This window comes from Butyrivibrio sp. YAB3001, from assembly GCF_900112195.1.
Lineage (GTDB): Bacteria > Bacillota > Clostridia > Lachnospirales > Lachnospiraceae > Butyrivibrio.
This window is the reverse complement of record NZ_FOKR01000010.1, coordinates 1-25378: the sequence shown is the minus strand read 5'-3', so window position 1 is coordinate 25378 and position 25378 is coordinate 1. Positions and strand designations below refer to the sequence as shown.

The 25378-nt window shown below is 39.9% G+C and carries 26 protein-coding genes; all 26 read left to right on the top strand.

The window, feature by feature from the left end; genetic code table 11:
- Positions 1–44: 44 nt before the first annotated feature.
- Entirely contained in the window at positions 45–947 is a 903-nt protein-coding gene (locus BM086_RS11440) for a transporter substrate-binding domain-containing protein (RefSeq protein WP_242952179.1), read from the top strand.
- Positions 948–964: 17 nt separating this feature from the next.
- Positions 965–1681, top strand: a complete 717-nt coding sequence (locus tag BM086_RS11435) for an amino acid ABC transporter permease (RefSeq protein ID WP_092326578.1) — start codon at positions 965–967, stop codon at positions 1679–1681.
- Between the two features lies 1 nt (position 1682).
- A complete protein-coding gene (locus BM086_RS11430; protein ID WP_092326576.1) occupies positions 1683–2489 on the top strand; it encodes an amino acid ABC transporter permease in 807 nt (268 codons plus the stop codon).
- Positions 2482–2775, top strand: coding sequence for a cytidylate kinase family protein (locus tag BM086_RS11425; RefSeq protein WP_092326573.1), 294 nt, complete (start codon positions 2482–2484; stop codon positions 2773–2775). The genes BM086_RS11430 and BM086_RS11425 overlap by 8 nt, the downstream gene beginning before the upstream one ends.
- 39 nt (positions 2776–2814) lie before the next feature.
- On the top strand, positions 2815–3351 hold the full coding sequence (locus BM086_RS11420) for an FUSC family protein (RefSeq protein WP_175560232.1): 537 nt from the start codon (positions 2815–2817) through the stop codon (positions 3349–3351).
- Entirely contained in the window at positions 3317–4636 is a 1320-nt protein-coding gene (locus BM086_RS11415; protein WP_092326568.1) for a circularly permuted type 2 ATP-grasp protein, read from the top strand. Before BM086_RS11420 ends, BM086_RS11415 begins: the two co-directional genes overlap by 35 nt.
- The gene (locus tag BM086_RS11410; protein WP_092326565.1) at positions 4618–5283 is read left to right on the top strand and encodes an alpha-E domain-containing protein; all 666 of its coding nucleotides are present in this window, start codon (positions 4618–4620) and stop codon (positions 5281–5283) included. Before BM086_RS11415 ends, BM086_RS11410 begins: the two co-directional genes overlap by 19 nt.
- Positions 5284–5302: 19 nt before the next feature.
- Positions 5303–6139, top strand: coding sequence for a transglutaminase-like domain-containing protein (locus tag BM086_RS11405; RefSeq protein WP_092326562.1), 837 nt, complete (start codon positions 5303–5305; stop codon positions 6137–6139).
- Entirely contained in the window at positions 6139–7086 is a 948-nt protein-coding gene (locus tag BM086_RS11400) for a M14 family metallopeptidase (protein WP_092326560.1), read from the top strand. Before BM086_RS11405 ends, BM086_RS11400 begins: the two co-directional genes overlap by 1 nt.
- Entirely contained in the window at positions 7083–8003 is a 921-nt protein-coding gene (locus BM086_RS11395) for a M14 family metallopeptidase (protein ID WP_022766012.1), read from the top strand. The genes BM086_RS11400 and BM086_RS11395 overlap by 4 nt, the downstream gene beginning before the upstream one ends.
- A 29-nt stretch (positions 8004–8032) precedes the next feature.
- Positions 8033–8524, top strand: coding sequence for a cytidylyltransferase domain-containing protein (locus BM086_RS22055; RefSeq protein WP_207650981.1), 492 nt, complete (start codon positions 8033–8035; stop codon positions 8522–8524).
- The gene (locus tag BM086_RS11385; RefSeq protein ID WP_092326557.1) at positions 8514–8999 is read left to right on the top strand and encodes an ABC transporter ATP-binding protein/permease; all 486 of its coding nucleotides are present in this window, start codon (positions 8514–8516) and stop codon (positions 8997–8999) included. Before BM086_RS22055 ends, BM086_RS11385 begins: the two co-directional genes overlap by 11 nt.
- Positions 8977–9912, top strand: a complete 936-nt coding sequence (locus tag BM086_RS11380) for an ABC transporter permease subunit (protein WP_092326555.1) — start codon at positions 8977–8979, stop codon at positions 9910–9912. Before BM086_RS11385 ends, BM086_RS11380 begins: the two co-directional genes overlap by 23 nt.
- Complete coding sequence (locus tag BM086_RS11375) at positions 9909–10817, top strand: carbohydrate ABC transporter permease (protein WP_092326552.1); 909 nt, start codon at positions 9909–9911, stop codon at positions 10815–10817. Before BM086_RS11380 ends, BM086_RS11375 begins: the two co-directional genes overlap by 4 nt.
- Positions 10818–11451: 634 nt before the next feature.
- Entirely contained in the window at positions 11452–13617 is a 2166-nt protein-coding gene (locus BM086_RS11370) for a M13 family metallopeptidase (protein ID WP_092326550.1), read from the top strand.
- A gap of 97 nt (positions 13618–13714) precedes the next feature.
- Positions 13715–14524: a PrsW family glutamic-type intramembrane protease gene (locus BM086_RS11365; protein ID WP_092326547.1), complete on the top strand. Its 810-nt coding sequence runs from the start codon at positions 13715–13717 to the stop codon at positions 14522–14524.
- The gene (locus BM086_RS11360) at positions 14517–15350 is read left to right on the top strand and encodes a CPBP family intramembrane glutamic endopeptidase (RefSeq protein WP_092326544.1); all 834 of its coding nucleotides are present in this window, start codon (positions 14517–14519) and stop codon (positions 15348–15350) included. The genes BM086_RS11365 and BM086_RS11360 overlap by 8 nt, the downstream gene beginning before the upstream one ends.
- A gap of 9 nt (positions 15351–15359) precedes the next feature.
- Positions 15360–17540 (top strand): M13 family metallopeptidase, encoded by a 2181-nt coding sequence (locus tag BM086_RS11355; protein WP_092326542.1) that lies wholly within the window; start codon positions 15360–15362, stop codon positions 17538–17540.
- A gap of 12 nt (positions 17541–17552) precedes the next feature.
- Positions 17553–18359, top strand: a complete 807-nt coding sequence (locus BM086_RS11350; protein WP_092326539.1) for a CPBP family intramembrane glutamic endopeptidase — start codon at positions 17553–17555, stop codon at positions 18357–18359.
- Positions 18360–18419: 60 nt separating this feature from the next.
- Positions 18420–19319, top strand: coding sequence for a phosphatase PAP2 family protein (locus tag BM086_RS11345; RefSeq protein WP_092326536.1), 900 nt, complete (start codon positions 18420–18422; stop codon positions 19317–19319).
- Positions 19320–19324: 5 nt separating this feature from the next.
- A complete protein-coding gene (locus BM086_RS11340) occupies positions 19325–20011 on the top strand; it encodes a hypothetical protein (RefSeq protein WP_092326534.1) in 687 nt (228 codons plus the stop codon).
- Between the two features lie 123 nt (positions 20012–20134).
- Positions 20135–21283 carry a M20/M25/M40 family metallo-hydrolase gene (locus tag BM086_RS11335; RefSeq protein ID WP_175560231.1) on the top strand — a complete coding sequence of 383 codons (1149 nt, stop codon included), beginning with the start codon at positions 20135–20137 and terminating at the stop codon, positions 21281–21283.
- A 313-nt stretch (positions 21284–21596) separates the two neighbouring features.
- A complete protein-coding gene (locus BM086_RS11330; RefSeq protein ID WP_242952178.1) occupies positions 21597–21944 on the top strand; it encodes a TIGR04076 family protein in 348 nt (115 codons plus the stop codon).
- Positions 21945–22313: 369 nt separating this feature from the next.
- Positions 22314–23084 (top strand): NAD-dependent epimerase/dehydratase family protein, encoded by a 771-nt coding sequence (locus tag BM086_RS11325; RefSeq protein ID WP_092326528.1) that lies wholly within the window; start codon positions 22314–22316, stop codon positions 23082–23084.
- A gap of 638 nt (positions 23085–23722) precedes the next feature.
- Positions 23723–24913, top strand: coding sequence for a cation:proton antiporter (locus tag BM086_RS11320; protein WP_092326526.1), 1191 nt, complete (start codon positions 23723–23725; stop codon positions 24911–24913).
- A 61-nt stretch (positions 24914–24974) separates the two neighbouring features.
- The coding region (locus BM086_RS11315; protein WP_334292758.1) for a radical SAM protein at positions 24975–25378 on the top strand (404 nt) is incomplete at its 3' end.

Sequence of the window (25378 nt, the reverse complement as noted above, 5' to 3'; positions counted from 1 at the left end):
ATTTTATCTGTACTGTCTATAGACAAAACGAGGAGGAAAAAATTATGAAGAGAAGATTATTAAGCACAGTGGTAGCGGGGATCATGGGGGCGATGCTTGTTGCCTGTGGAAGTGCTTCAGAGCCACCAGAAGTAACAGAGATAACAGAGGCTTCCCAGGAGACACCTTTGGCAGCAGCGCCAGCCGATGAAAGTGTGGCAGCGGATGTACAGGCAATTGTTGATAGAGGTGTCCTGAAGGTTGGCGTTAAGAATGCGGTAGTTGGCTTCGGCTATGAAGATCCGCTGACAGGTGAGTATACAGGAATGGAAATTGAACTTGCAAAAGCTCTGGCAGGTAAGCTTGGAGTTGATGTGGAGTTTACAGCCGTAACAGCTGCAACGAGAACTGAGCTTCTTGATTCAGGAGATATTGATTGTGTACTCGCTACATTCACAATCACTGATGAAAGAAAAGAGAGCTGGGATTTTACGACACCGTACTATACAGATTATGTAAGCGTTCTTGTTGAGGATTCAAAAGGAATTAAGACACTTGATGATTTGGCTGATGCAACTGTAGGTGTCTCTTCCGGATCAACATCAGCTAAGGCTCTTGTAAAAGCAATGATTGAAAAAGGTCTTATAAGTGGTGATGGCTTTGATGAAGAAAGCTTTGATCCGGCCACCTGGACTGATGGTATAAAGTTCCAGCAGTATGATGATTATCCAACAATCTCTACAGCACTTAGTGCCGGTGAAGTTGATGCGTTCTGTGTCGATAAGTCCATACTTGCTATATACAAGACAGAGGGAAGATCTTATATCGATGCAGAGTTCTCACCACAGAATTATGGTATCGCAACCACGAAGGAATCAGGCCTTTCAAAGGTTGCAGAGGATCTTGTAACCGAGAGCTTTGATAACGGAACAATTGCTAAACTTGTTTCAGAAAATGGACTTGATTAAGTAACGGAGGACCGGCAATGTCTGGATTATTCTCACCAAGAGCATGGAATAAAATATGGATTTATCGGGGGACATTCCTCCTCGGGCTTGCAAATACATTGAAAACAGCCGTGGTGGCGCTCCTGATAGCTCTTTTGCTTGGAATCATATTTGGACTTATGGCAACAAGTAATAGAAAAATACTGAAGAGTATCAGCAGAGTGTATGTTGAGGTGATTCAGAATACACCGGTCCTTTTACAGATGTGCTTTCTATACTATGCACTGGCTTTTTCTGGTCACAGTCCTGGAATTATAGTCACTGGATTCCTGGCACTTGGTATATATACCGGAGCATACATGGCAGAAGTTATAAGGGCAGGGATAGAGTCGGTGCCGAAGGGCCAGTTCGAAGCAGCCCAGTCCCAGGGATTTGGGTATGCAGGACAGATGTTTTACATCATAATCCCACAGAGTATAAAAGTGATTTTGCCACCGATGACAAATGTAATTGTGAACATGATTAAAAATACTTCCTGTTTATACATAGTGGGTGGAGCAGATCTTTTATCGCTTACGTATAGCTTTGTTACAGGAGAAAACACAGGTGGCTCGTATGCTCCAGCATATATCGTATGTGGAGTAATATTCTTCCTGATCTGTTTCCCTCTTTCATCCTTTGCATCGATGTGGGAGACATCATTAAAGAAGAGGGATCAGAAAGTATTCCAGAACGGCACACCAAAGGAGGCGTGATATGAACACATTGGATGGCAGCCTTTCAATGCTGAGAAATCCGGCAATTATAAAATTCATACTTCAGGGGGTGCTCTTTACACTGATAATATCTGTTGCTGCAGTACTTTTCAGTATAGTGATAGGAACTGTACTGGCACTTATGAGGAATTATTGTACAGGTAAACAGACAGGAGTACTGAAGGCTCTTTCCGTAATATACATAGAAGTGTTCAGAAACACACCGTTGTTATTCTGGATCTTCATATGTGTTGTATTCTGTCCTGCACCGGGATTTGTAGACAGGCAGATGTTCGGTCTTTCTTCAGTAAACAACAAGCTTTTGTTTAAGGCTGCTGTGGCGCTTATTTTATATACATCAGGTGTTATTGCCGAAATAGTGAGGGGCGGATTGAATTCCGTTTCTCATGGACAGATTGAAGCTGGGCAATCGCAGGGATTTTCCATGCTTCAGATCATGTGGTATATTGTGCTGCCTCAGACATTCAGAGCAATTGTCCCTACACTTTTAAGCCAGGTTATAACAACTATCAAGGACAGCTCATTTCTTGCAAATGTTGCAGTTATTGAGCTTATGGCAAGGACCAAGCAGGTTTTGTCAGCAGCTAACAGGTATAACGGACTTAATTCGATAAATGTATCTGACGTATTTGTACTGTTTGGTCTTGCTGCAACCATTTACTTTGTGATCAATTTTTCGATTTCCATGACAGTAAGGAATCTGCAGAAAAAGAAAATGACTGTAAAAGTGAAAAAAACTCCGGTTTTGGAGGAGAGAAGGCAGACAGGATGGGCCTACAATGGATAAATATGTAATTACGATCTCCAGACAGTTTGGCGCGATGGGAAGAACAATAGCTCAGAAGATGGCCGCTGAACTGGGAATAGAATTTTATGACAGGGATATTGTTGAACATACTGCAAGGGGAATGATACAGGATGTCGATAAAGCCCGCGAGAATTACAGGCGTAAATATTGTAAGGATATAGCAGGAATCTTTGACAACAGAGATATATGCATAGATTCCGGAAAGTTTGGAGCTGATACAAGCGCCGATATTCTGTGTGGAGTTGTGAGGAGTGTTTTTGACTGATATATGGAAAAGGGCATGGTACATGTTCCGCATATAGGGATGCGGATTATAAAATCAGCATTAGGAGTGCTTATCTGCTTTGCTATTTATTTCATGAGGGGAAAACAGGGAGCACCGTTTTATTCAGCACTGGCAGTTTTATGGTGCATACAGAACCAGACAAAAAACACAGTTCAAAATGCGCTTCAAAGGACAGTTGGGACGGGCATAGGAGCTGCATATGGGCTGATATATATCTTGATAAAACAAAGAGTCCCGCAACTTGGTGATAGCTTTCTTCATTACTGCATCATATCAATAGCATTGATTCCCATAATATATACAACTGTTGTTATAAAGCAGAAGAAAGCATCATATTTTTCATGTGTTGTTTTTCTGAGCATAGTCGTAAATCATCTTATGGATGAAAACCCATACATATTCGTTGCTAACAGATCTCTGGATACCTTAATAGGAATTATGCTTGGACTTGCTTTGAATTACAGATATATGAAGAAAATGGAAGAGTTAGAAAATATCGAAGAGAAAAAGGAAACTGCCTATGAACAATGTAAACCTGCTAAAACATACAGATGATGTCAATGCACTGCTGGCAAGGTATGGAGTGAAATTTGGAATCTATAAGAATAATGAGTTTAAGGAGCAGCTTTTTCCCTTTGACGCCATACCAAGGGTTATAGAACACGATGAATTTGAATACCTTGAAAAGGGGCTAAAACAGCGTGTTACTGCATTGAATCTTTTTCTTAAGGATATATACAGTGGCAAGAAGATTGTAAAGGACGGCGTTGTGCCTGAGGATTTTATCTTTGCTTCCAGTGGTTATATGGTTGAGTGCGAGGGAGTTTGCCCGGTAAAAGGAATCTATTCCCACATATCAGGAATCGACCTTGTAAAAGGTAAAGACGGGCAGTGGTATATATTGGAGGACAACCTGCGTGTTCCTTCAGGAGCTTCGTATCCCATGATAGCCAGGGAGCTCTGTAGAAGGAGTTCACCCGGAACATTCAATGATGTCAGGCTTGAAGACAACCGAAATTATGCAAAGCTCCTAAGGCGGACTATGGATAATGTGAATGTCGGGGGACACACAGTTATCCTAACACCCGGAAGATATAATGCTGCATATTTTGAACATTCTTATCTTGCTGAGCAGACGGGAGCGCATCTTGCCAACGGTTCTGAGCTGATCGTGGAAAATGACAAGCTATACTTTATAACTGCTGATGGAAAGCATGAGAGAGTCGGGGCTGTTTACAGAAGAATCTCTGATGAATACCTTGATCCTATGAATTTCAACCCCGAGTCTGTCATAGGAATTCCTCATATCTATGATGTTTTCAGGAAAGGCAACGTTGCCCTGATAAACGCACCGGGCAATGGTATTGCTGATGATAAAGGCATTTACTATTTCGTCCCCAAAATGATCAGCTATTATCTGGGCGAAGAGCCAATACTCCAGAATGCACCGACATATCTGCCCTTCTATGAAGAAGATATGAAATATGTGCTTGATAAGTTTGACAGTTTGGTACTCAAGGATGTGGCAGAAGCGGGTGGCTATGGAGTGGTGTTTGGCAGTTCAATGACAATGGAGCAGAAGGAGAGCTTTATAAGCCTTCTCAAGGCAGAGCCAAGAAGGTTTATCGCACAGGAAGTCATCGACTTCCAGGATCTGGATATTCTTGAAGGCGATGATATGGTTCCAAGAAAAGCAGACCTCAGGGCATTTGTGCTGATGGCAGATGAGCCACTTGTATGGAAAAGTGGTCTTACGCGTTTTTCAAGGAATCCTGACTCATTCATTGTAAATTCTTCACAGGGAGGAGGGTTTAAGGATACATGGGTATTATCTCAGTAGAACAGACAAACAGATTATACTGGCTGGGAAGATATGCAGAGCGGGTGTACACGTTGGTTAGGTGTTATTTCAAAAGCTATGACACCATGATTGATGAAATCCGTGACAGCTATCATGATTTTTGCCAGATGATTGATATACCGGATATTTACAAGGACAAGCAGGATTTTATGGAGTCTTATCCCTTTGATGAGAATAATCCTGACTCAATTATCAGTAATCTCATCAGAGCCTATGATAATGCCATTGTGCTGAGGGAAAGCATTGGCTCAGAGTCTCTTTCATATATACAGCTTGCGATATATGAGATGAACAAGGCAAAGCTTAGCGATGCACCGCTCATTGAGCTTCAGCTTGTAATAGATGACATTTTGGCGTTTTGGGGAATGATAGATGACAAGCTGGATGATGATCACGTAAGGAACATAATCAAGTCCGGAAAAAGGATTGAAAGATTCGATCTTTATGCAAGGCTGGGGCTTGGAAGAGAGGTGCTGGTAAGAGAGGCAAACAGAATGATTCCAAGGATTGAAAAGAGCGGTATGGACATAAAAAAAGACAGACTCGAGGAAATCCGCAAGGCTGTGGAAGAACAGGAAGTAGATTATTACGGTGTGATAAGAATGGTAGAGACGTTGATTGCCTAAGGGTTAAGGATGTGATGTCGTGAAAAAACTTCATTTTGATTATTGCATGGAAATCCGCTATTCTGCTGATGTTTCATGGTGCTGCTACACTATAAAGTGTATCCCAAAGGATAGTGACAGACAGAAAATATCGAATATAAAGATCGATATGATACCAGAAACAAAAGCAGAATGGGCTACCGATTCCCACGGAAACAGATACATATATGGCAGCAATGAGATACCGCATTCATATTTTAAATATCACATTAAGGGTGATGCAGAATGCGGATGTGCGACGCATGAATCTGCCTCAACTGAAACTGAAGAGATGATATACAGGCATAGTCATGGACTTACTGTTCCAGGAGAAAGGCTACGGGAATATTTGGAATCCATAAGGGCTGATATGCCTTCTTTTGACGAGAAAAAAACACTTGATAAGGCAAAGCATATAATGGAAAAACTTCATGAATACCTGGTTTATGAAAAAGGATGTACCGGAATCGATACAGGGGCAGAGGAAGCTTTTTCGATTGGAAGGGGAGTATGCCAGGATTATTCCCATATCATGATCTCACTCCTTAATATGTCAGGATGTTCAGCCAGATACGTAACCGGACTCATCATAGGAGAGGGTGAATCTCATGCATGGGTGGAAGTTATAGATGATGGAAAATGGTATGGCCTTGACCCGACAAATAATATTCTGGTGCAAGACTCACACATAAAAATAGGCTGTGGCAGGGATGCAAATGAGTGCCAGATTAATAGAGGGATTATGCATGGGGGAGGAGAGCAGACACAGGATATATATGTGAATGTATCTGAGATAAGCCCCGGACAGAGCATCATAAGCAGAGGAGCATTGTTCTGATGATAAAAACTGTAGCAGAGGTAGCACTACCAGTTGATGAAGTTTTAAGAATAAAAAAAAGACGCATATTGCCGGATGGCTCTGAAAGTGTTCCGAAGCGAATAAGCATTGTTACAGGAATACACGGAGATGAGCTTGAAGGGCAGTATGTATGCTTTGAACTTGCAAGGCAGATAGAGGAAAACAAAAAGTGCCTTAAGGGAATAGTTGACATCTACCCTGCCATGAATCCACTTGGGATAGACTCGGTGATCCGAGGGATACCAGCTTTTGACCTTGATATGAACAGGATATTTCCGGGAAATACAGAAGGCAATATGACAGAATTACTTGCTGCAAATATTTTAAAGGATGTATCAGGATCCGCTGTGGTGCTGGATATACATGCAAGTAATATCTATCTTACTGAGATTCCGCAAATAAGAATCAACAGACTCCATAAAGAAGAACTTGTTCCACTTGCAAAGCATTGCAATGTTGATTTTGTCTGGATACATGAAGCAAGTACTGTTCTTGAGTCTACGTTTGCATACAGCCTAAACCATGCGGGAACACCATGCCTTGTTGTTGAGATGGGCGTTGGGATGCGTATAACAAAAGAGTACGGTGACCAGCTTGTGGATGGGATACTGGGGCTAATGCATTATATGGGAATGTGGACCGGAGAAACGAAAGCACCAAGAAAGCCTATTGTTTCTGAGAATGCTGAAGATGTCTGTTTTCTCAATGCGGCATCAGGTGGGCTTTTTATCCCTGATGTGAAGCACTGGGAGAAGCTTTGTAAGGGCGACAGGATTGGGAGGATTATTGATCCGCTTTCCGGGCAGGTTTTACAAAATGTTGAAAGTCCTGTAGACGGAATTCTTTTTACCATAAGAGAATACCCGATTGTTGATGAAGGATCGCTCATTGGCAGACTGCTTAAAAAGGAAGTCATGGCTGTATGAAAAAGAAGATTATTTATGAGATCAAAGGGCTGTACAGAGACAGTTTCAGAATAACAGGTTTTGAATTTGGAAAGGGCAAAAAGTCTCTCTGCATTGTCGGAAGCATGCGGGGAAATGAAGTTCAGCAGTTATACTGTTGTTCCCAGCTTGTTAAAAAATTCAGGCAGCTTGAGGAAGAAAGACGAATTCGTCCTGATGTCAAAATTCTGATTATACCCTGCTGTAACCCATATTCGATTAATACGCAGAAGCGATTCTGGACTATTGATAATACTGACATAAACAGAATGTTCCCAGGGTATGACCTAGGGGAGACTACCCAGAGAATTGCCGACGGCATTTTTTCTCAGATAAAAGATTACGAGTATGGGATTCAGTTTACATCATTTTACATGCCGGGTGAGTTTATACCACATGTGAGACTAATGGATGAAGGATATTCTGATGTTATAACGGCAATGAAGTTTGGAATGCCTTACGTTGTAAAAAGAACTGTCAGACCGTATGATACGGCAACGCTGAACTATAACTGGCAGGTGTGGAACACAAAAGCTTACAGCCTCTATACATCTACAACAAGTAGGATTGATAAAAAGAGTGCCGGTCAGGCAGTGCTGTCTATTCTTAGATTCTGCAAAAGCGTTGGATTTGTAAAATACCAGGAAAATGGTGATCACCCGTCAATAGTTATAAGTGATAAGGAGCTGATTAGTGTCAGAACTGCAAAATCAGGCATATTTGAGCCGCTTGTAAAAGTGGGAGACAGTGTGGATGAGGGGACTCCTCTTGCTGAGATCATAAATCCCTATGATGGTTCAGTAATGGAAACATTGTACGCGCCAAGAAGAGGTACGCTGTTCTTTATGCATTCTGACCCGATTACATATGCGGAAACAGCAGTGATAAAGATGGTTTGAGATGTACTATTGATGGGGACTGAGATGATATGGTAAAAACGGTTGCTATTATTACCGCAAGGGGCGGCTCCAAAAGGATTCCTGGCAAGAATATAAAAGAGTTTTGCGGCAAGCCAATAATCGCATATTCAATTCAGGCGGCGCTGGATAGTCAATTATTTGATGCTGTGATGGTGTCTACAGATGACGAGAAGATAGCTGATGTGGAGTGGTACTGTGAATATCCTTTGGAAACCACTGTCTATATAGGAGGGAAGGAGTCAAAGGTTCTGTTCAATGCATGGGTAAAATATAAAGACGGAACAGAAGAATATCAAGGTGTTGCATATCTTTGCAGTTCTGATGATAGTAAGGATCATGTGAAGGTTGCCTGCCAGTCGGCGTGGTGCTTACAGAATGATGTCAATTTTGTATTCCGAAACGAAAAGAATATTGAAACAGGACCTTTCTATATCCGAAATATATCGCTTCTTGCAGCCAGGGCCAGAAGATTCACAGCTTGTGGAGTAAATGCAGAATAGATCTTTTGAAAAATATGGGAAAGTGTACACTTCAAATATAAGTTATCTTTATTCACCTATTCTTTCTAAAGAAGCAGATAAAACGCCTATAATATCGAAAATGTATGTTGATCGACGCCCGGAAACATATGATTGTTTTCAAGCGGGCTTCTTCACGTGGTTTAATCAGCAGAATGTAGTATATAATCCATTTGAGCGCATAAAGAAGTTCTTCCGTATTATGCCTGCAGAGTATGACTCTTATGATATGGTTGACTGCTTTTTATTCGCAAAATATATGTCTATCATAGGCAAGGGCATTTTCTCACTGTCAGAAAACGATGTTAACACCTTACATTACGTGGACAGTATCCGTGATTCGGATATGACACTGTATCTGCAGGATGGACAGATCCTGGCAGAAGGAACTCATGATGAGCTTTTAAAGAGCTGCGCTCAGTATAGGGAATTGTATGAAAAAGAGGATAAGCAATAATAAAATAAATATTGAGCTTACACTTCTTTGCCTTCCTACGATTATCTGGTATATTGCCTTCTGCTATCTCCCGGTATTTGGAATTGTACTTGCGTTCAAGAGATATCAGCTTGTTCCGGGGAGAAACTTTTTCTACAGCCTGTTCTTTGGAAGCAAATGGGTGGGGCTGTCCAATTTCCGCTTTCTGATGCTGAATCCACAGATGATGAGGGTGGTGCGAAATACATTTCTTTACAACCTGGCATTTCTGATTTTGGGGATTGTCGTTCCTGTTACCATAGCAGTGATCCTATCCTATCTTCATTCGGGTATGGTGAGATCCATTGTCCAGATATGCATGCTTCTTCCGCATTTTATGTCCTGGGTCATAGTCAGCTATTTTGTCTATGCTTTTCTCTCGGCAGACAAAGGGATGTTAAATGCGGTATTTGAAAATCTGGGAATGTCGTCGGTAAACTTCTATCTCAAACCAGCGGTATGGCCATTTATCCTTGTTCTCGTGCAGCTATGGAAAACATCAGGTTATTCCATGCTTATCTATTATGCGACTATCTGTGCTATAGATTCCGTTCTATTTGACTGTGCTGCGATAGATGGAGCGACAGTAAGGCAGGTTATCAGGTATGTTATCCTTCCGCAGCTTAAGCCGATGGTTGTTGTTCTGATGCTCCTCAATCTGGGGCATATACTTTCCACAGACTTCGGCCTTTTCTACCAGGTTACCCGAAATGCCGGTTCAATCTTAAGTACTACAGAGACAATCGACGTATTTGTCTATAAAGCACTTATGGAACAGTCAAATTACGGGTTTTCAGCAGCAGCCAGTCTTATACAGAATGGAATCGGCTGTCTGCTGCTTATTGTCGCTAACCGCATGGTTAAGGCTATCAGTCCGGAGGGAGGCGCTATATGAACAAAAGTACATCCGGAGGATATATAAAGGGGCTTGGAAAAAGAGCTAATGCAGTCCTCAGCATTCTTGTGCTGCTGCTTTCAACCTGCATGATTTTACCTGTTGTACTAATACTTGTTATATCAGTTTCGTCGGAGAAATCCATAGTAGAAAAAGGGTATAGCTTTTTGCCCTCAGAGTGGTCAGCCGGCGCTTATCTGTATATTTTTAAAAATGCAGGTAATATTTTAAGAGCTTTTGGGGTAACTTTCGCAGTTACCATAGTGGGTACGATACTGTCCCTGTTTCTGATAAGCACCATGGCATATGTAATCAGTAACAGATACTACAGGCACAGAAATATTTTGACAGTTGGTGTCATGATTCCTATGTTTTTCAGTGGTGGTCTGGCGGCATCTTATGCGGTCAATACTCAGCTATTTGGCCTGAAGAATTCTTATCTTGCTCTGATACTTCCCATAGCCTGTTCAAGCTGGTATATCATCGTCATGCGCACGTATTTCTTAAGGAATATTCCCGAGGAGATTTTGGAGGCTGCAAGACTTGAAGGGGCTTCAGAATTCAGGCTGTATTATCAGTTTGTTCTTCCAATGTCGAGACCTATATTACTTACCGTTGGCATATTTGAAGCTTTTTCATACTGGAATAGCTGGTACGAGAATCTCATCTATACGGATTCAGCGCACAGCGAGCTGTATATGCTGCAGTACATTTTGTACAACATGGAAAAGAGTGCGTCTTACATTACATCTAATGAGAACATAAGTGGTGCTGTTATGGGCGATGTACCTACGCAGTCACTTAGAATGGCATTGGCCAGTCTGATAATTCTGCCTATAATAATTGTTTACCCATTTTTTAGAAGATTTTTTGTCAGAGGGCTGACTGCTGGCGGTGGGAAATGAAGAAAGGATTCATATGAGTTGGAAAGATAGATTGTACAGTATGTATACGGTCCTATGTATAACATACATACAACTGAGGAAGATACAACTGTTCAGGAAATAGTCAGCTTCGCAGAACTGCTTAAGATTCTTATGGTTCTGGATTGGACAGAATGATTGGGATATAGTTATCTTTATTCCTGCTCTTTCTTCTTAATAGCTTGTCTAATTAAATATACAATTTCACCATTAATGGACCTGCCCTCAATTCGGCCAGGTCTTTTAATTTTGCGTGAGTTTCTGAATCTATAGCCATTGCCAAGGAGAAGGGAGTTCATTTCGGCAGACAGCAGGCATGAGTCATAGCACATTCTACAGAAGGTGTAAAGCAAAACAAAACGAAATAAAATATAAAAAATCTCTTAAAAATGGAAAACAATATTCCGGTTAGTAGACTATATGAAACAATATCATTTACAATAAATATGTAGTATTTATGCAACTTAGCGGAATATCATCAGCAGGAAATTGAGTCAGAAATCGTGTTTAAGATTGTCTGATTTCTGAAATTTCGATCATTCTGGCATATCTGCTCTTTAGGAAGAAAGAGCTGGACTTCTGATTTTAACAGGTGGAGAAGAAAGGAATTTCTAGCATGAAAAAGAGAGTGGTATCAATTATATGTATGGCTATGTTAGAAACTATTATGGCCTGTGGTAATAACGCGGCTCCTTTGGAGGTTGTTGATGAAGCGCCGCAAGCAATATCAGTGGTGGAAGAAAGCACTGAAAATGAAGAAACAGATATGTCCGTCAGTGAAGGAAATTCAGACGCACCGGCAGGTGAAGAGGAAAAAGAGACGGTAACGACAGGAGGATATCCGTGGATAAACTCGGACATAAAAGAGAATGTTACTCCTGACATGGAGGTTTCTCCTAAGGATGATTTTCATCTCTATGTAAATAAAGGATGGCTTTTGGAGAATGATATCCCAGATGGATATACGATATGGTCTCATTACCATGAGCGGGAAATTGAAATAAAAAAACAATGCATGGAGCTGCTTAAAGATGAGACCATAGAAGGCCATGATGCTGAAGTAGTCCGCACATATAATAATCTGCTTTTAGACTGGAATGCCAGAAATGAAGCCGGATATACGGATATAAAAGAAGGCTATGAGAAAATTCTCGAAGCAAGTAGTGTTGATGACATAAGCGGACTTATCACGGACAAAGATACGGCTTTTGAGTATTACAATTTTATGGCATATGCTGTAAGAAGCGGCCTTAATGATCCGAGTAAATACCTGCTTTGCGTGGATACACCGACGCTTATTCTGAAAGATTCTGCTGAGTATTCTAATAGGACAGAAATTGGAGATATTTATTATAATTCGGGAAAAGAATTGTTTTCGTTTATGTCGGGGAAACTGGGAATGTCATCGGAGGATGCTGTTAAGTATTTTGATGCAGCGATTGAATTGGAAGGAAAGCTTTCAGGATCAATATATACCACAATGGAGAAGAAAGGTGAAGGATATCTGGATAAGGTAAACAATGAGATGAGCTTTGAGGAACTGGCTGCACTTTCTGTGAAGCTTCCTATAGCAGCCATTATTGAGGCGGTCGGATATAAATATGATGGCATATATCTTGTTACTACTCCTGATTATTTTAAAACTCTTGATGAGGTGTACACAGATGACAATTTGGATGGCATCAAGGGAATCTTGCTATTCAATTATTTTTCAAAGTATGCAAAATACCTCGATAAAGAAACTTACGATAAAACAAATGAGTTGAATGCCAAGTATCTTGGTACAAGTGGGACATTATCCGATAAAGAGAACGCTTATAATATTGTCACAGATTTACTTCCGGTATCAATGCAGAAAGTATACATTGCAAAGTACGGATCTGAAGAAGACAAAAAGAGAATGGAAGATTTGTGTCAGCAGGTTATCGATACTTATAGAGAGCTGCTTAATGAGAATAGCTGGGCTTCGGATGAAGTTAAGAAAAAAGCCATTGAAAAACTGGATAAGATAGCCATTCATGCTGCTTACCCGGATAAATTCAGAGACACTTCCGATATTGATATTTCTGATTGTTCACTTATTGAAGCTACCAGGCGCATCTGGATGGCTGAGACAAAGCATGATATGAGTTGTTTAGGTCAAAACCTTGATAAGGACATGTGGGCAGAAGGCTTTAATATTTTAACCTGCAATGCCGGGTATGATCCGTCTGCCAACACTATTAACATGATCATAGGAATGATGGGAGAACCTTTCTATTCAAGTGATATGGACGTGGAAGAGATGTACGCCTCAATTGGAGCATTCTGGGTGGGACATGAAGTGTCACATGCTTTTGATAACTATGGATCACAGTTTGATGCTGAAGGAAAATATAAAGACTGGTGGACAGAAGATGATAAGGCAGAATTTATGAGACGTGTAAAAAAGCTGGATGATTACCTTGATAGTATAGTTGTCTTTGGAGATTACAATTGCATAGGTACGAATATTGATACCGAAATGGTGGCTGATATAACCGGACTTCAATGTGCTCTTAGGATGGCTTCAAAAGTAGATGGATTTAACTATGATAAATTTTTTACAAAGTATGCTCAGATTAATGCTAATCTTGCTATTTACAGTTCTGAATTAACTAACCTTTTACAGGATGAGCATCCAAGAGACTATCTAAGAACAAATGTCCCTGTTCAACAGTTTGAAGAGTTTTATGAAACCTACGATGTAAGAGAAGGCGATAATATGTACCTTGCTCCTGAAGACAGGCTTTTGATCTGGTGATCCATCAGCCGGAGCATTATTTTGGCAGAAAAGCTCTGACTGAGTATATCCATAATTTGTATTAAGTTATAGCAACCAACAAAGAAAGGAGAAAAATATGACATCGATTATCAGTTTTGTTCTAAGTTTGATTATTGTGGGGATTCTTTATAAGAATATGATTGCCTGGAAAGGAGATTACAGAATTTCAAGAGGACAGGCATTATTGCCGGTATTACTTGGACTATTATCAGTGCCGCTTTCATTTGTCTTTTTCCTGATAATCGGACTTACATTCAGGGCTGTAACCGGATTTGTACCTACAGATGGACCTCTATTACTTGCCAGTTTCAATCATGCGCTTTTTTCTGCAGCGCTGAATGAAGAATTGGCAAAACTTATCATTACGCTTATTGTATTATGCATCTATAGGAAAAAAATTAGAAATGTATATGAATATATGCTGATAGCAGGTGCTGTCGGATTCGGGTTTATTCTTATAGAAGACTTTGTATATAGTGTCAGTCTTCCTGTTCTCTTGATGAGGTTGCCGGGTATAACAGTGCATATGATGCTGGGGCTTGCCATGGGAAGACATCTTGGACTTGCCAGATATAACAAAGTAACAGGCAGAGGGTCTGTATTAAAAGAATATCTTCTTGCTTTTTTTGTCCCTGTGGTTTGGCATACTGTTTTTGATTTTTTTGGTGCAAACATGCTCATACATGCCGGGGATAATGTAGAGACTATGACAGCGGAAATACAAAGAACAACATATATTGGTGCTGGTATGGTGTTAATTGCGGTAATTCCGATATTCTTTTTCCAGTTCTACATATTCAGACGACTTAAGAAAAATGCCGCAAACCTTGTAGCGCTTTCCTTCATTGCTGAAAACAGTACAGAGCAGGAGAATACCAATGCTTAAAAAGTATATTGAATTTATGAAAAAATCGCCACTGATAACTGCTGCGCTCTGCATAGTATACGTGGTTGTGTGTTTCAATACGGTACCTACAGAGACAAATTTCCAGTTTTTTATAGTGAGGACTTTGCTCTGCGGAGCGTCGTGCTTTTTCCTGTACCAGATATCCGGAGATAAGACGCTTGCCTCCTGCTATGTTTCTACAGGATATGTCATCAAGAACGCCATTGGATTTTTATTGATGTCCCTTATCATGGGCTCTGTATTGCTGATTTCGAATATAGAAGAAAAGGTACCCCTGAAGGAAAATCCGATATTGGGATTTATCATTATATTTCTTATGTTTATTTCTGTGGGACTTTTTGAGGAACTGGCTTTCAGGGCAGTTATAAACGATGCGATTATCTATAAGTTCAGGGAAAAGAAATATGTCTTTGTTCTGAGTGCAGTGGTTTCCTCACTGGTATTCGGAGCTGCACATGTTTTGGGATTTGATCCCTCATCGCCTGTTGCATGGGGACAGGCGGTCGCCAAAACACTGGAATCAGGCGTTTTTGGTCTGGCCCTCCTTATACTGTATTGGAAGACAAGAAATATCTGGGCCTGCGGCCTGGCTCACGGACTGTTTGATTTTTTTGCAGGTTATACAGAAGGCCTGTTTGTTCCGGTTGGAGATTCGGGTTCATCGTATATTAATACCGGTGAAGATGGCGTGAGAATCCTCATCACATACTTTATAATTGCTGCAATAAATGCAGTTCTGACGTTTATTGTGTGGAAGAAAGTCGGTAAGACTATTGATTTTGAAAAGATCAGACGAGAATGGTAAGGAGAGATTATGATGGCAAAGAAGATATTGGTTATATTGCTGATTGGAAGTATGTTTCTTGCAGGCTGTGGGGAAAAAACTCCGGACACCATTTCTGATGAAAAATCGCAGGATGATTCTGCTGCAGATGTAAGCACATCAGATGAGCATTATACTGAAGAAGGTGATGAGTTACCAGTTGAAGAAACTGTGCAAGAAACATCCGAAGAAACAGCCGAAGAATCGGATGGCGGAGCATATGTTATAAATGGCGGTGATCCATGGATAGATTCCAATCTTAAGGATAATGTAATAAATACCGGAAAGCTATCTGAAAAAGATGATTTTAACGTGGCAATTAATTATGACTGGATAATTAGCCATGATATTCCTGAAGGATACAGCAGATATAGTTCTTTTACGAAAATAGGCGAAATTGTAGAGGAAAAAGCTATTGCAGCTTTGGATGATGACACTCTGACAGGGCACGATGCTGAATTGGTCAGAGCTGTATATCAGGGATTTCTTAACTGGGATGAGAGGAATGAAGAAGCGCTTGCTCCTCTTGAAGTCATTGTGAAAGAGATTGAAGCCCTGTCCGGTACCAGGGATATTTCAGAATATCTTTGCGACCCCAACAGGTCTGTATTTTTACCTTCTATTTTTGAAATAGTCAACACTGCTGATCTTATTGATTCTACAAAGTATGTAACGGCACTTAATTTTGGTGACCTAATTTTAGATGATTCTGCTGAATACAAAAACAAAAGTGTAGTAGGAGAAATAGCAGATACGGAATACAGGAAACTTTTTTCAGAAATATATGTAAGAATGGGGTATTCCAGGGAAGAAGCTGATGCGCTTTATGATAATGCTATTGCATATGAAACTGCACTTGCAGATTCTATCTTAACAAATGCTGAACTTCAGCAACCTGATATATATGAAACGATACTCAATTACTATGATCCGGAAGAGCTTTATAGTCTTACACCAAATTTTCCTATGGAAGAATTCATTAAAGTAAGGGGCTTTGGCAGCACAAAGAAAATTTGGTGCATGTTACCGGAAAATATTAAAAAGATATCTGAGCTATATACAGATGAAAATGCAGAGAATATCAAAGCATACTTAATAGTTCATGGAGTTATTAAATGCGCGGAATATCTTGACAAGCAGGCTTTTGATGCCAGCATTTCTGCGACGAATAAAATAGAAGGTGTGGCAGGTGTACTTGCTGATAAACAATATGCATATCGCTGTGTACTTCAGTCCCTGCCTGAATCTATCGGAAAAATATATATACAAAAGTATGATTGCACAGAAACAAAGAATACTATCACGGAAATATGCAAAGAGACTTGTGCGATTTACAGAGAGATGCTTTCAAATGAAGAATGGCTATCTGATGAAACAAGGCAGTATGCCATGGATAAGCTTGATGCCATCGGGATTAATGTTATTGAGCCAAAAGAATATCAGGACCTGAGCGATCTTGATCTTAACAATCTTTCATATTTTGAAGCCAGTATAGCTGTGGAGGATTACTATTACAAGCTTAATGCTGCTAATACCGGAGGTGAAGTAAACAGAAATTTATGGGATAACTCAACACTTAAAACAAATGCTTTTTACAATGCCACAAACAATTCAATAAATATTTTGCTTGGAATCCTTGATGGTGATTTCTACAGGGAAGATATGTCAAAGGAGCAGCTTTATGCCTCAGTTGGAACTATTATTGCCCATGAGATTAGTCATGCATTTGATCCAAGTGGTTCTCAGTTTGATAAGGACGGGAACTATAATAATTGGTGGACCGAAGATGATACCGCGGCATTTCAGAAAAAAGCACAAAAGCTGATTGATTATTATAACGGAATAACCGCATTTGGAAATGAAAAAGTAAACGGCAGCATTGTTCAGGGAGAGGCAGTTGCGGATATAGCAGGGCTTAAGGCAATGTTGCTCCTTGCTTCAAAGGAGGAAGATTTCAATTACAAACTGTTTTTTGAAAGCTACGCAAATATGTGGAAAGAAATCTGCACTTATGAAGCAGACTATTCACAACTTACCCAGAACCCTCACCCGCTGTATTATCTGAGAGTTAATGTAGTTGTACAGCAGTTTGATGAGTTTTATGAGGCCTTTGACGTTAAGGAAGGAGACGGAATGTATCTTGCTCCTGAAGATAGAATTAGCGTTTGGTAAGGAGAATTGGTTATGAAAAAAAAAGTAAGGAAACATTCATTATGTGAAAAAAATGCTGTAATCGCAATGATACTGACAGTTCCGCTGGGTTTATTAACTCAATTGAGCGGCCAGCCACAGGGAGTAGTAAGCGCACTTATTGTCTCCGCTCTGTCCCTGGTTCTTCTGATCGTTTATAATAAGTGGTTTTCGCCTGAATTTGATGGCGTGTTTAAGGCTCATGTTCCGGTAAAAGAGATACTTATGGTATCCTCTGCGATGGCAATCCTTATTATCGGATGCATAATCATAAATGCTGTATATAGTGGACTTGCTTTCAAACCATCAGTTTCTTTCGTGTGCCTGGCACTAATGGCTGGCATTAGTGAGGAGACCATTTTCAGGGCGATGCTTATTCCTATAGGAATGAGATATCTGAAGGTGAAGAATAGGGCAGTGGCAGCAGTAATTATCTCATCTGTCATCTTCGGACCGCTCCATTTGACAAATATATTCGTAGGAGCAGATCCTGTCATGACTCTGATACAAGCATTCATGGCAACCTGTGGCGGTTTTGTTCTCGCCGGAATATATCTGAGGACCGGATCGGTAATCCCGGGAATGATTGCTCACGCTGTGTATGATTTTATCAATTTTGTTACAGATCCAACCATCAATGAAAAGGGCGTTGTAGTTTCTGATAGCGGGAATGTCGGTATTTCGTATTATGTGATTATACTGGCGGTTTCGGTGACGCTTCTTGGAGCAGGATGCTATCTTATCAGAAAGACTAAACAGGAAACAATAGAGAATATATGGCAGACCAAGTGGAGCAACTGAATTCAATCGGAGAAGGAAAAATGAGGGAAGGTATATAAAGCATCGGAGGAGATAAGACGAATGGATAACAAGAAAGTTATGGCTGTTCCAAGGATTTGTGCGTATCTTGTGATAGTAATTTGTATTTTAGGGATTATAGTGGGCTCTATTTTTGATTACAGTATTAACGTAGCACTGGCGAACAAGACTGACATTGGAACCTTTTTTGCTACCTATGGTTCTTATTTTTCCTATTGCTTATATCCTGCAGCTGGGATGTGTATCTTTAAGGGGCTCATGAAAAAGGGCGACAGATTTAAAATGCTGGCTTGGACAATAATGCTGATCTCATACTTTATGGCTGTTTACTACAGCAATAATTACAACGGATCAAAGGTAAGAGAACTGTTTGGATATACAGCGGGAGATGCATCACCGCTTTTATCAGTAGTAAGCTGGGGATTCTGGGTAGTACTGTATGCCTGGGTGCCATTTGTCTGCTATCGTGTATTTGATGATGTGAGTCCGGACAAGTTGATAATGACAGGTGCAGCTATTCTGGTAGCCGGGATTGTAGCCGATAATACAAACCTCTGGCTCAAGCAGGTAGCATCAAGACCAAGATATAAGTACCTGATAACCCTTGATGACCCTATGTCGGAGTTCAGAAACTGGTGGCAGATGATTCCTAATCTCGCCGGATCAAATGACAGTTATAAGAGCTGGCCCAGCGGAAATATGACAATAGCAAGCATGATGTTTTCGCTGCCAATGCTCTCGGATGTTCTTAAAAAACGTTCAGAGAAAAAGAATATTGTCTGTTTTGTGATTGCAGCATGCTTTGTTGTGCTTTACGGCTATAACAGAATTCATATGACAAACCATTTTCTTTCTGATGTATGCTTTGGAACACTGATCACTTACATTATTTACCTGGTTGTGAGCACAGCGTTTTTACAGGCTGTGAATAGGGAAAAGTAAGGATTATGATTAAGCCTGGTATTGAAAAAGACGGAAACAAATCTGTTCTTATCGGTGTTTTTAACAGCGGATATGTCATTGCCCTGTTGCTCTTTCTGGCGGGTTCTATAGGGTCTCTTTGTGATGGGGTTATCGCATCAAGAGGACTGGGAGTAGCTGAGCTTGCGGCGATAGGTATTGTATATCCATATACAAAAACCATGGAATGTATTTCCCTTGCCGCGCTGATTATGGGACGGAAGAATAAAAGTATTGTTGATAAACTTCTGGTTATGCCTGCTGAAGAAGATAGGGATTACGAAACATATGATTTTCATATTGGGTCAACTTTAGATGCAAAGGCTGCATCAACTGAGTTTGGCGATATCTGCAAAAATGGCATTGCCGAAAAGAGGAAGTCATGTTCTTGCAGTCTTGCTCTGGAAGAGATTGTCTTCAATATTCTGGATTACCAGCAGGCAAATGGTGAAAACAACCCAAACATTGATGTACATATTGTCTTATTTGGGAATAATAAGATGATCATGAGAGTAAAGGACTGCAGTAAAGAGCGAGATCCTTTTGCAAAATACGAATACAGCAAGGAGTCGGATAGTCTTGATAATATTGGTATAAAGATAGTGAAGTCATTTGCTGAAGATATTAAATACTCGTTTATTTATGGTGTTAATTTTATAACCATTACGATTTGATAGAACAGTGAAAGAGGTATGAAAGGAAAAAACGGATATGACTAAAAAACATGGTGTTTTAGACCGTCCAATCATTGGCTATTATTTTGATAGATGACTGTGAAGAAGCAGGAGCAATTTTCTATGAGAGAAAATGACAAGAGAGTAGTAGACAGATTTACAGAGCTTGCGCTGGTAGACGGTGAATCCTTTAATGAGAGGCTTGTCGCTGATTATCTTATAGCAGAGTTCCAAAAGCTGGGAATAAAGCTTATCGAGGATGATATTGCCGGTAAGATCGGTGGTAACTGTGGGAATCTGTATGGCTTTGCAGAGGGGCGGGGAAAGTATGCAGACTCTGAGCCTATTCTGTTCTGTGCACATATGGACACCGTATCTCCGGGGAACAATAAGAAGATCATATTAAATGACGGCGGAACAATCACAAGCGATCATACGACTGTCCTGGGAGCAGATGACAGGGTTGGCATAGCAGGAATTATCGAGGCTTACACCAGAGTAATCGAGGAAAATCTGGATCATCCGCCAATAGAGTTTCTGTTTACGGTGGCAGAAGAGGTTTACGGCCTTGGAAGTGCGGCTCTTGATTATTCAAGGATTCGCTCCAGGATAGCCTTTGCTCCCGACTGCAGCGGAGAATATGGAGTCTATTCCTCCTGCGAGCCGACACTCATTTCATTCGAAGTACATATAAAGGGTAAGGCTTCCCACGCTGGTTATGAGCCTGAAAAGGGAATAAATGCAATAGCAGTAGCAGCTGCTGCAATCAGCAGAATAAAGCAGGGGTGGGCTGATGATCACACCACGCTGAATATCGGAATAATAGAAGGCGGAAGTATTACCAACGCTGTTCCGGAAAACTGTTTTATAAAAGGTGAGATAAGAAGCGGTGTCCATGAAGATGCACATCGGACAATAGACTTAGTAGAAAGCATTTTTTCAGAAGAAGCGAATAGAGCAGGTGCAGAGCTTTGCATAGATAAAAAAGAAAGAATCACCGTTTACAGGATAGATCCCGAAGCCGCAGAAGGAAGTGCTTTGGATAGATATAAGAGAGCATTAGAGAAACAGGGAAGGAGAGGCGTGGCAAAGAAATCCTTTGGAGGAAGTGATATAAATTCTTTGATAAAACACGGAATGGACAGACTAAATATATACGGTCCCATGCATAACATACATACAACTGAAGAATACACAACTGTCCAGGAAATAGCAGACTTCACAGAACTGATAAAGATACTTATTATAAAAGAAGTCGAGACTGGTGAGTAATGGGCGCAATATAAAGAAGATGCATAAAAAGTGCATATTAGTTGTAGACTTTTTATAATTGGTAGTCGTTTATATCTGAATAAAAACCCTCGAATATCAGCATGATTGGTTTTTACGAGCTTATTTGCACACAGTCGATAATGATTGTGTGCAAATTTTCTATTCAGTATAATGGTAGAGTCTTTGTTTTCTTAAATAACACGTGTAATCATTTGCGGCAGAAGAAATCACATGTTTTTTTTAAAAAGTTGTTAACTGTAAACCTTGTTTATAGCCTACAGTTGCTTCATGAATTGAAAATGGAGGTGCATGTATGACAATTAAAGAAGTGGAGCAGAGGAGACGCAACAATATTGTAATTACAGGCAGATTGGTGGTGCAAAATTTTTCAATTGAAGGAGGAATTAGCATGGGATACATAGATAATAAAGTGAAAGTTACAGTAATTGAAAGCAAATGTCCCAAGTATAAAGTAGGCGATGTGATTTGCTTTGAAGGAAGTATGCTGGATAAGGAGAATAGCGATAATGTGTGCATGGTTGCAATGAATGCAATATATCCTTTTATCTATGCTTTTAGAAGAGGTGGTGATTTGAAGAAAGGACCATACCAATGTGTGGATTGCAATGAGTCTGTTATTTTTGAAATAGAGAGTTACTAAATAATGACTATAGCAGAATAGGCTATTTTCTTGTTTTTCAGCTGTTCCATAAAACAAATGATTTTCGAGACATTTTTGAAACATGTTATAATATTACGAAACTGCATTTGGAACTTGGCTTTAAGTAGCTGCAGATTTAGGACAGGTTGATATAGTTAAATATCTAATCGAATGCGGGATTGATCAGAAACCTATGAATATCGATGATATGGATACGAAAATGGCATTGAAGATATGCTCAGCTTTTATACTGAAAAAGCAGAATCAATTGGTTACAGATTTTATAATCTTAAAGAATGGTTTTATTCGTTGATTGACGCCAAGACGGCAAAATAAAATTAGTTTTATATTTAGTTTTATGGAGAAAGTATGAAAGTATTGATTTTGGGAGCTAGTGGGTTCCTTGGGGGCACTATCTATTCGAAAATAAAGAATAGTGGTAATGAAGTATTAGGAACGTACAGCAAGAATAATAAAAATAGAGATTATATTAAACTGGATGTTTTCGAAATAAGCAGCCTGACTGCTCTCGTGACGGAATATAAGCCTGACGTTATTATCTGGACAGTGATGAATCATGAACGTGAGGAAGAGATTGCTGAAAAAGTGATGCCTGCCCTTTGTGATGCCGTAGGTTCAAAAAGGTTTATCTTTGTGTCTACTTCAGTTGCCTATGAGAAAAACATGTCTGAAAGTGTTGAACCATTTCTTAGGACGGAAGAAAGCTATAATCATCATTACTTCAATGGAAAAATAAAGTCTGAGCAAGTTATCAGCAAGTTGCCGAATTATTGTATTGTTCGTCCTGGCAGTATTTATGGCATTGATCCTTTTGGAGAAATGGATAATAGGAGTCTTGCATTGAAAAAACATGTGGACTCCGGAGAGATATATATCAGAGCCAATAATATTGAATTCAGTATCGTTGATGTGAATGAATTGGCTGATGCAATTATTGAACTGACTACAAATGATTATGTCGGGATTCTTAATGTTTCTGAGGAAAAACCAGTATCGCATTATGCATTTAACAAGGCTCTTTGTCGAAAATATGGATGGGATGATAGCTGTATTGTAGCAAATGAGGAAAAAAGAAAACATATATTATTTAGACAACAGCTTAAGGAAACGAATTCTTAAGACAAGAATCGGCTGGTTGTAAGATAATATTTCAGTAAAAAACTCTTCTAATGGCGTAGAGATTAATAATAAGGATACTGAAACATTTGATTTTGTACCTATAGAAGTCTTAGAAGCTGAGGCAGCTGCCGCAACCGATGAAGTAACTTTTATACAAACACCAGAAGAATTGCCTAGTTCTACAATGAAAGTTGCAAGTTCACCTATCGAAATTAAAATTAAAGGGTGTTCCATAGCGTTAAATCAAGGCTTTGATAAAGGCACCCTGAAAGATGCATTTGAGGTGTTAACTGCCTTATGCTAAGAATGACTACTGCATGTCCTGTCTACCTCGCTGTTGGTCCTACGGATTTGAGAACCAATATTGATGGTCCAATAATCAAAATAAAATAGTAAGTTATCGAGGAGATGAATACATGGAAATAGATAGAAGTTTTCTAAAAAAAATTTTGGAATGGAGAAAAAGTAATGTGTCCTAAATGCAATAAAGACTATTTAATTCCACTTCATAAAAAGAGAAAAGATAATGATGATTTGATTAATAAGGGCAGATAGAACATACAGAAAAAAACTTGACTGACTCTGTCAAAAGGTGCATACTCATTCATTAGCATTTAGCGAAAGGAGTAAAAAATACTATGGATACAATTCAGATACTTAGAGATCTTATGATAATAATTGTCAGCGCCAAGCTCTTTGGCCTGATTGCAAGGCGACTCCACGCCCCTCAGGTAGCAGGCGAAATAATTGCCGGGCTGATTATCGGTCCCACTCTGTTTGATCTTGTGGAAGCCGGTGATTTTCTTTCCGGTATGGCTGAAATTGGCGTAATCCTTTTGATGTTCAGTGCAGGCCTTGAAACAGATATAGATAAATTGAAGAAATCCGGTGTAAAGGCCACAATACTGGCATGTACCGGTGTTGCTGTGCCTCTTGTCTTTGGAGCCATACTTTATATGTCATTTTATGGCTTCGCCGCTCCCGGATCTATGGAATTTATTAAAGCTCTTTTCATAGGAACAATCCTTACTGCAACCTCCGTAAGCATTACTGTTCAGGTGTTAAAAGAGCTTGGAAAAATCTCTACAGATGTCGGTACAACAATAATGAGTGCCGCTATCATAGATGATGTGATTGGAATCGTTGTTCTTACTGCAGTTCTTGGACTTAAGGATCCAAGCGCCAATCTGATTACGGTTGTTATCAAGACGGTTGCTTTCTTTGTGCTTTCTTTTGTAGTAGGAATTGCCATTTTCAAGATTATGAAGAAAGTAGAAATAAAATGGCCTCATACCAGAAGAATCCCTATCCTGGGATTGGCTCTGGCTTTTGCGATGTCTTACGTTGCTGATAAATACTTTGGCGTTGCAGATATCACAGGCGCATACGTAGCCGGAATTATCTTAAGCTCCTTAGATAATTCCGAGTATATTGACAGAAAGATGGATATCAACTCATACATGATCTTTGGACCAGTATTCTTTGCAAGTGTTGGTCTTCAGACCAACTTAAAGACAGTTGATATGACAATTCTTGCATTCTCAGCAGCTTTTGTAATTGTTGGACTGCTTGGAAAAGTTGTGGGCTGTGGTCTAGTTGCAAAACTCCTTAAATATAACACTTCTGATGCGTTGAAGATTGGCGTAGGTATGATGACAAGAGGCGAAGTAGCCCTTATTGTGGCACAGCGTGGTCTTAAAGCTGAGATAATCGACAGCAGATACTTTACCGCTGTAATCCTCCTTATAATACTGAGTTCAATTCTGACACCAATAATACTTAAAGCAATTTATGCTTCGGATGAATCCAAAGAAAAACAGCTGCAATAATCCCAGTCTGTGTATGGCTTAATCAGCATTTGCCTTGGAAGCTCTACTCCTAATTGGCTTGATGATTTGGAACGATAAATCGGAAGTTATGATATGTGTGCTTGACACAAATACTCCTATTGGAGGATATTCGGTGAATCCCTATGTGGGGTGTCCCCATGCCTGTAAATACTGCTACGCATCTTTTATGAAACGCTTTACAGGGCATACGGAGGAATGGGGAACTTTCATGGATGTGAAAGACTGGCCTGAAATAAAGAATCCAAAGAAGTATGCCGGCCAGAAGGTGATCATTGGAACAGTTACGGATGGTTATAATCCGCTAGAGGAAACATATAAAAATACAAGAAGACTTCTGGAAGAACTAAAGGACAGTGGTGCGGACATACTTATCTGCACAAAGTCAGACCTTGTACTAAGAGATCTGGATCTGCTAAAAGAGATCAATGAAAATAGCAGACTTAC

What these genes read in the sequence shown, in the direction of transcription:
- BM086_RS11410 (WP_092326565.1), top strand. Translation starts at nt 4,618, where the DNA reads ATGGGTATTATCTCAGTAGAACAGACAAACAGATTATACTGGCTGGGA.
- BM086_RS11395 (WP_022766012.1), top strand. Translation starts at nt 7,083, where the DNA reads ATGAAAAAGAAGATTATTTATGAGATCAAAGGGCTGTACAGAGACAGT.
- BM086_RS11385 (WP_092326557.1), top strand. Translation starts at nt 8,514, where the DNA reads ATGCAGAATAGATCTTTTGAAAAATATGGGAAAGTGTACACTTCAAAT.
- BM086_RS11380 (WP_092326555.1), top strand. Translation starts at nt 8,977, where the DNA reads ATGAAAAAGAGGATAAGCAATAATAAAATAAATATTGAGCTTACACTT.
- BM086_RS11440 (WP_242952179.1), top strand. Translation starts at nt 45, where the DNA reads ATGAAGAGAAGATTATTAAGCACAGTGGTAGCGGGGATCATGGGGGCG.
- BM086_RS11420 (WP_175560232.1), top strand. Translation starts at nt 2,815, where the DNA reads ATGCGGATTATAAAATCAGCATTAGGAGTGCTTATCTGCTTTGCTATT.
- BM086_RS11340 (WP_092326534.1), top strand. Translation starts at nt 19,325, where the DNA reads ATGATTAAGCCTGGTATTGAAAAAGACGGAAACAAATCTGTTCTTATC.
- BM086_RS11400 (WP_092326560.1), top strand. Translation starts at nt 6,139, where the DNA reads ATGATAAAAACTGTAGCAGAGGTAGCACTACCAGTTGATGAAGTTTTA.
- BM086_RS11415 (WP_092326568.1), top strand. Translation starts at nt 3,317, where the DNA reads ATGAACAATGTAAACCTGCTAAAACATACAGATGATGTCAATGCACTG.
- BM086_RS11360 (WP_092326544.1), top strand. Translation starts at nt 14,517, where the DNA reads ATGCTTAAAAAGTATATTGAATTTATGAAAAAATCGCCACTGATAACT.
- BM086_RS11435 (WP_092326578.1), top strand. Translation starts at nt 965, where the DNA reads ATGTCTGGATTATTCTCACCAAGAGCATGGAATAAAATATGGATTTAT.
- BM086_RS11430 (WP_092326576.1), top strand. Translation starts at nt 1,683, where the DNA reads ATGAACACATTGGATGGCAGCCTTTCAATGCTGAGAAATCCGGCAATT.
- BM086_RS11325 (WP_092326528.1), top strand. Translation starts at nt 22,314, where the DNA reads ATGAAAGTATTGATTTTGGGAGCTAGTGGGTTCCTTGGGGGCACTATC.
- BM086_RS11335 (WP_175560231.1), top strand. Translation starts at nt 20,135, where the DNA reads ATGAGAGAAAATGACAAGAGAGTAGTAGACAGATTTACAGAGCTTGCG.
- BM086_RS11345 (WP_092326536.1), top strand. Translation starts at nt 18,420, where the DNA reads ATGGATAACAAGAAAGTTATGGCTGTTCCAAGGATTTGTGCGTATCTT.
- BM086_RS11375 (WP_092326552.1), top strand. Translation starts at nt 9,909, where the DNA reads ATGAACAAAAGTACATCCGGAGGATATATAAAGGGGCTTGGAAAAAGA.
- BM086_RS11330 (WP_242952178.1), top strand. Translation starts at nt 21,597, where the DNA reads ATGACAATTAAAGAAGTGGAGCAGAGGAGACGCAACAATATTGTAATT.
- BM086_RS11425 (WP_092326573.1), top strand. Translation starts at nt 2,482, where the DNA reads ATGGATAAATATGTAATTACGATCTCCAGACAGTTTGGCGCGATGGGA.
- BM086_RS11355 (WP_092326542.1), top strand. Translation starts at nt 15,360, where the DNA reads ATGATGGCAAAGAAGATATTGGTTATATTGCTGATTGGAAGTATGTTT.
- BM086_RS22055 (WP_207650981.1), top strand. Translation starts at nt 8,033, where the DNA reads ATGGTAAAAACGGTTGCTATTATTACCGCAAGGGGCGGCTCCAAAAGG.
- BM086_RS11350 (WP_092326539.1), top strand. Translation starts at nt 17,553, where the DNA reads ATGAAAAAAAAAGTAAGGAAACATTCATTATGTGAAAAAAATGCTGTA.
- BM086_RS11320 (WP_092326526.1), top strand. Translation starts at nt 23,723, where the DNA reads ATGGATACAATTCAGATACTTAGAGATCTTATGATAATAATTGTCAGC.
- BM086_RS11370 (WP_092326550.1), top strand. Translation starts at nt 11,452, where the DNA reads ATGAAAAAGAGAGTGGTATCAATTATATGTATGGCTATGTTAGAAACT.
- BM086_RS11365 (WP_092326547.1), top strand. Translation starts at nt 13,715, where the DNA reads ATGACATCGATTATCAGTTTTGTTCTAAGTTTGATTATTGTGGGGATT.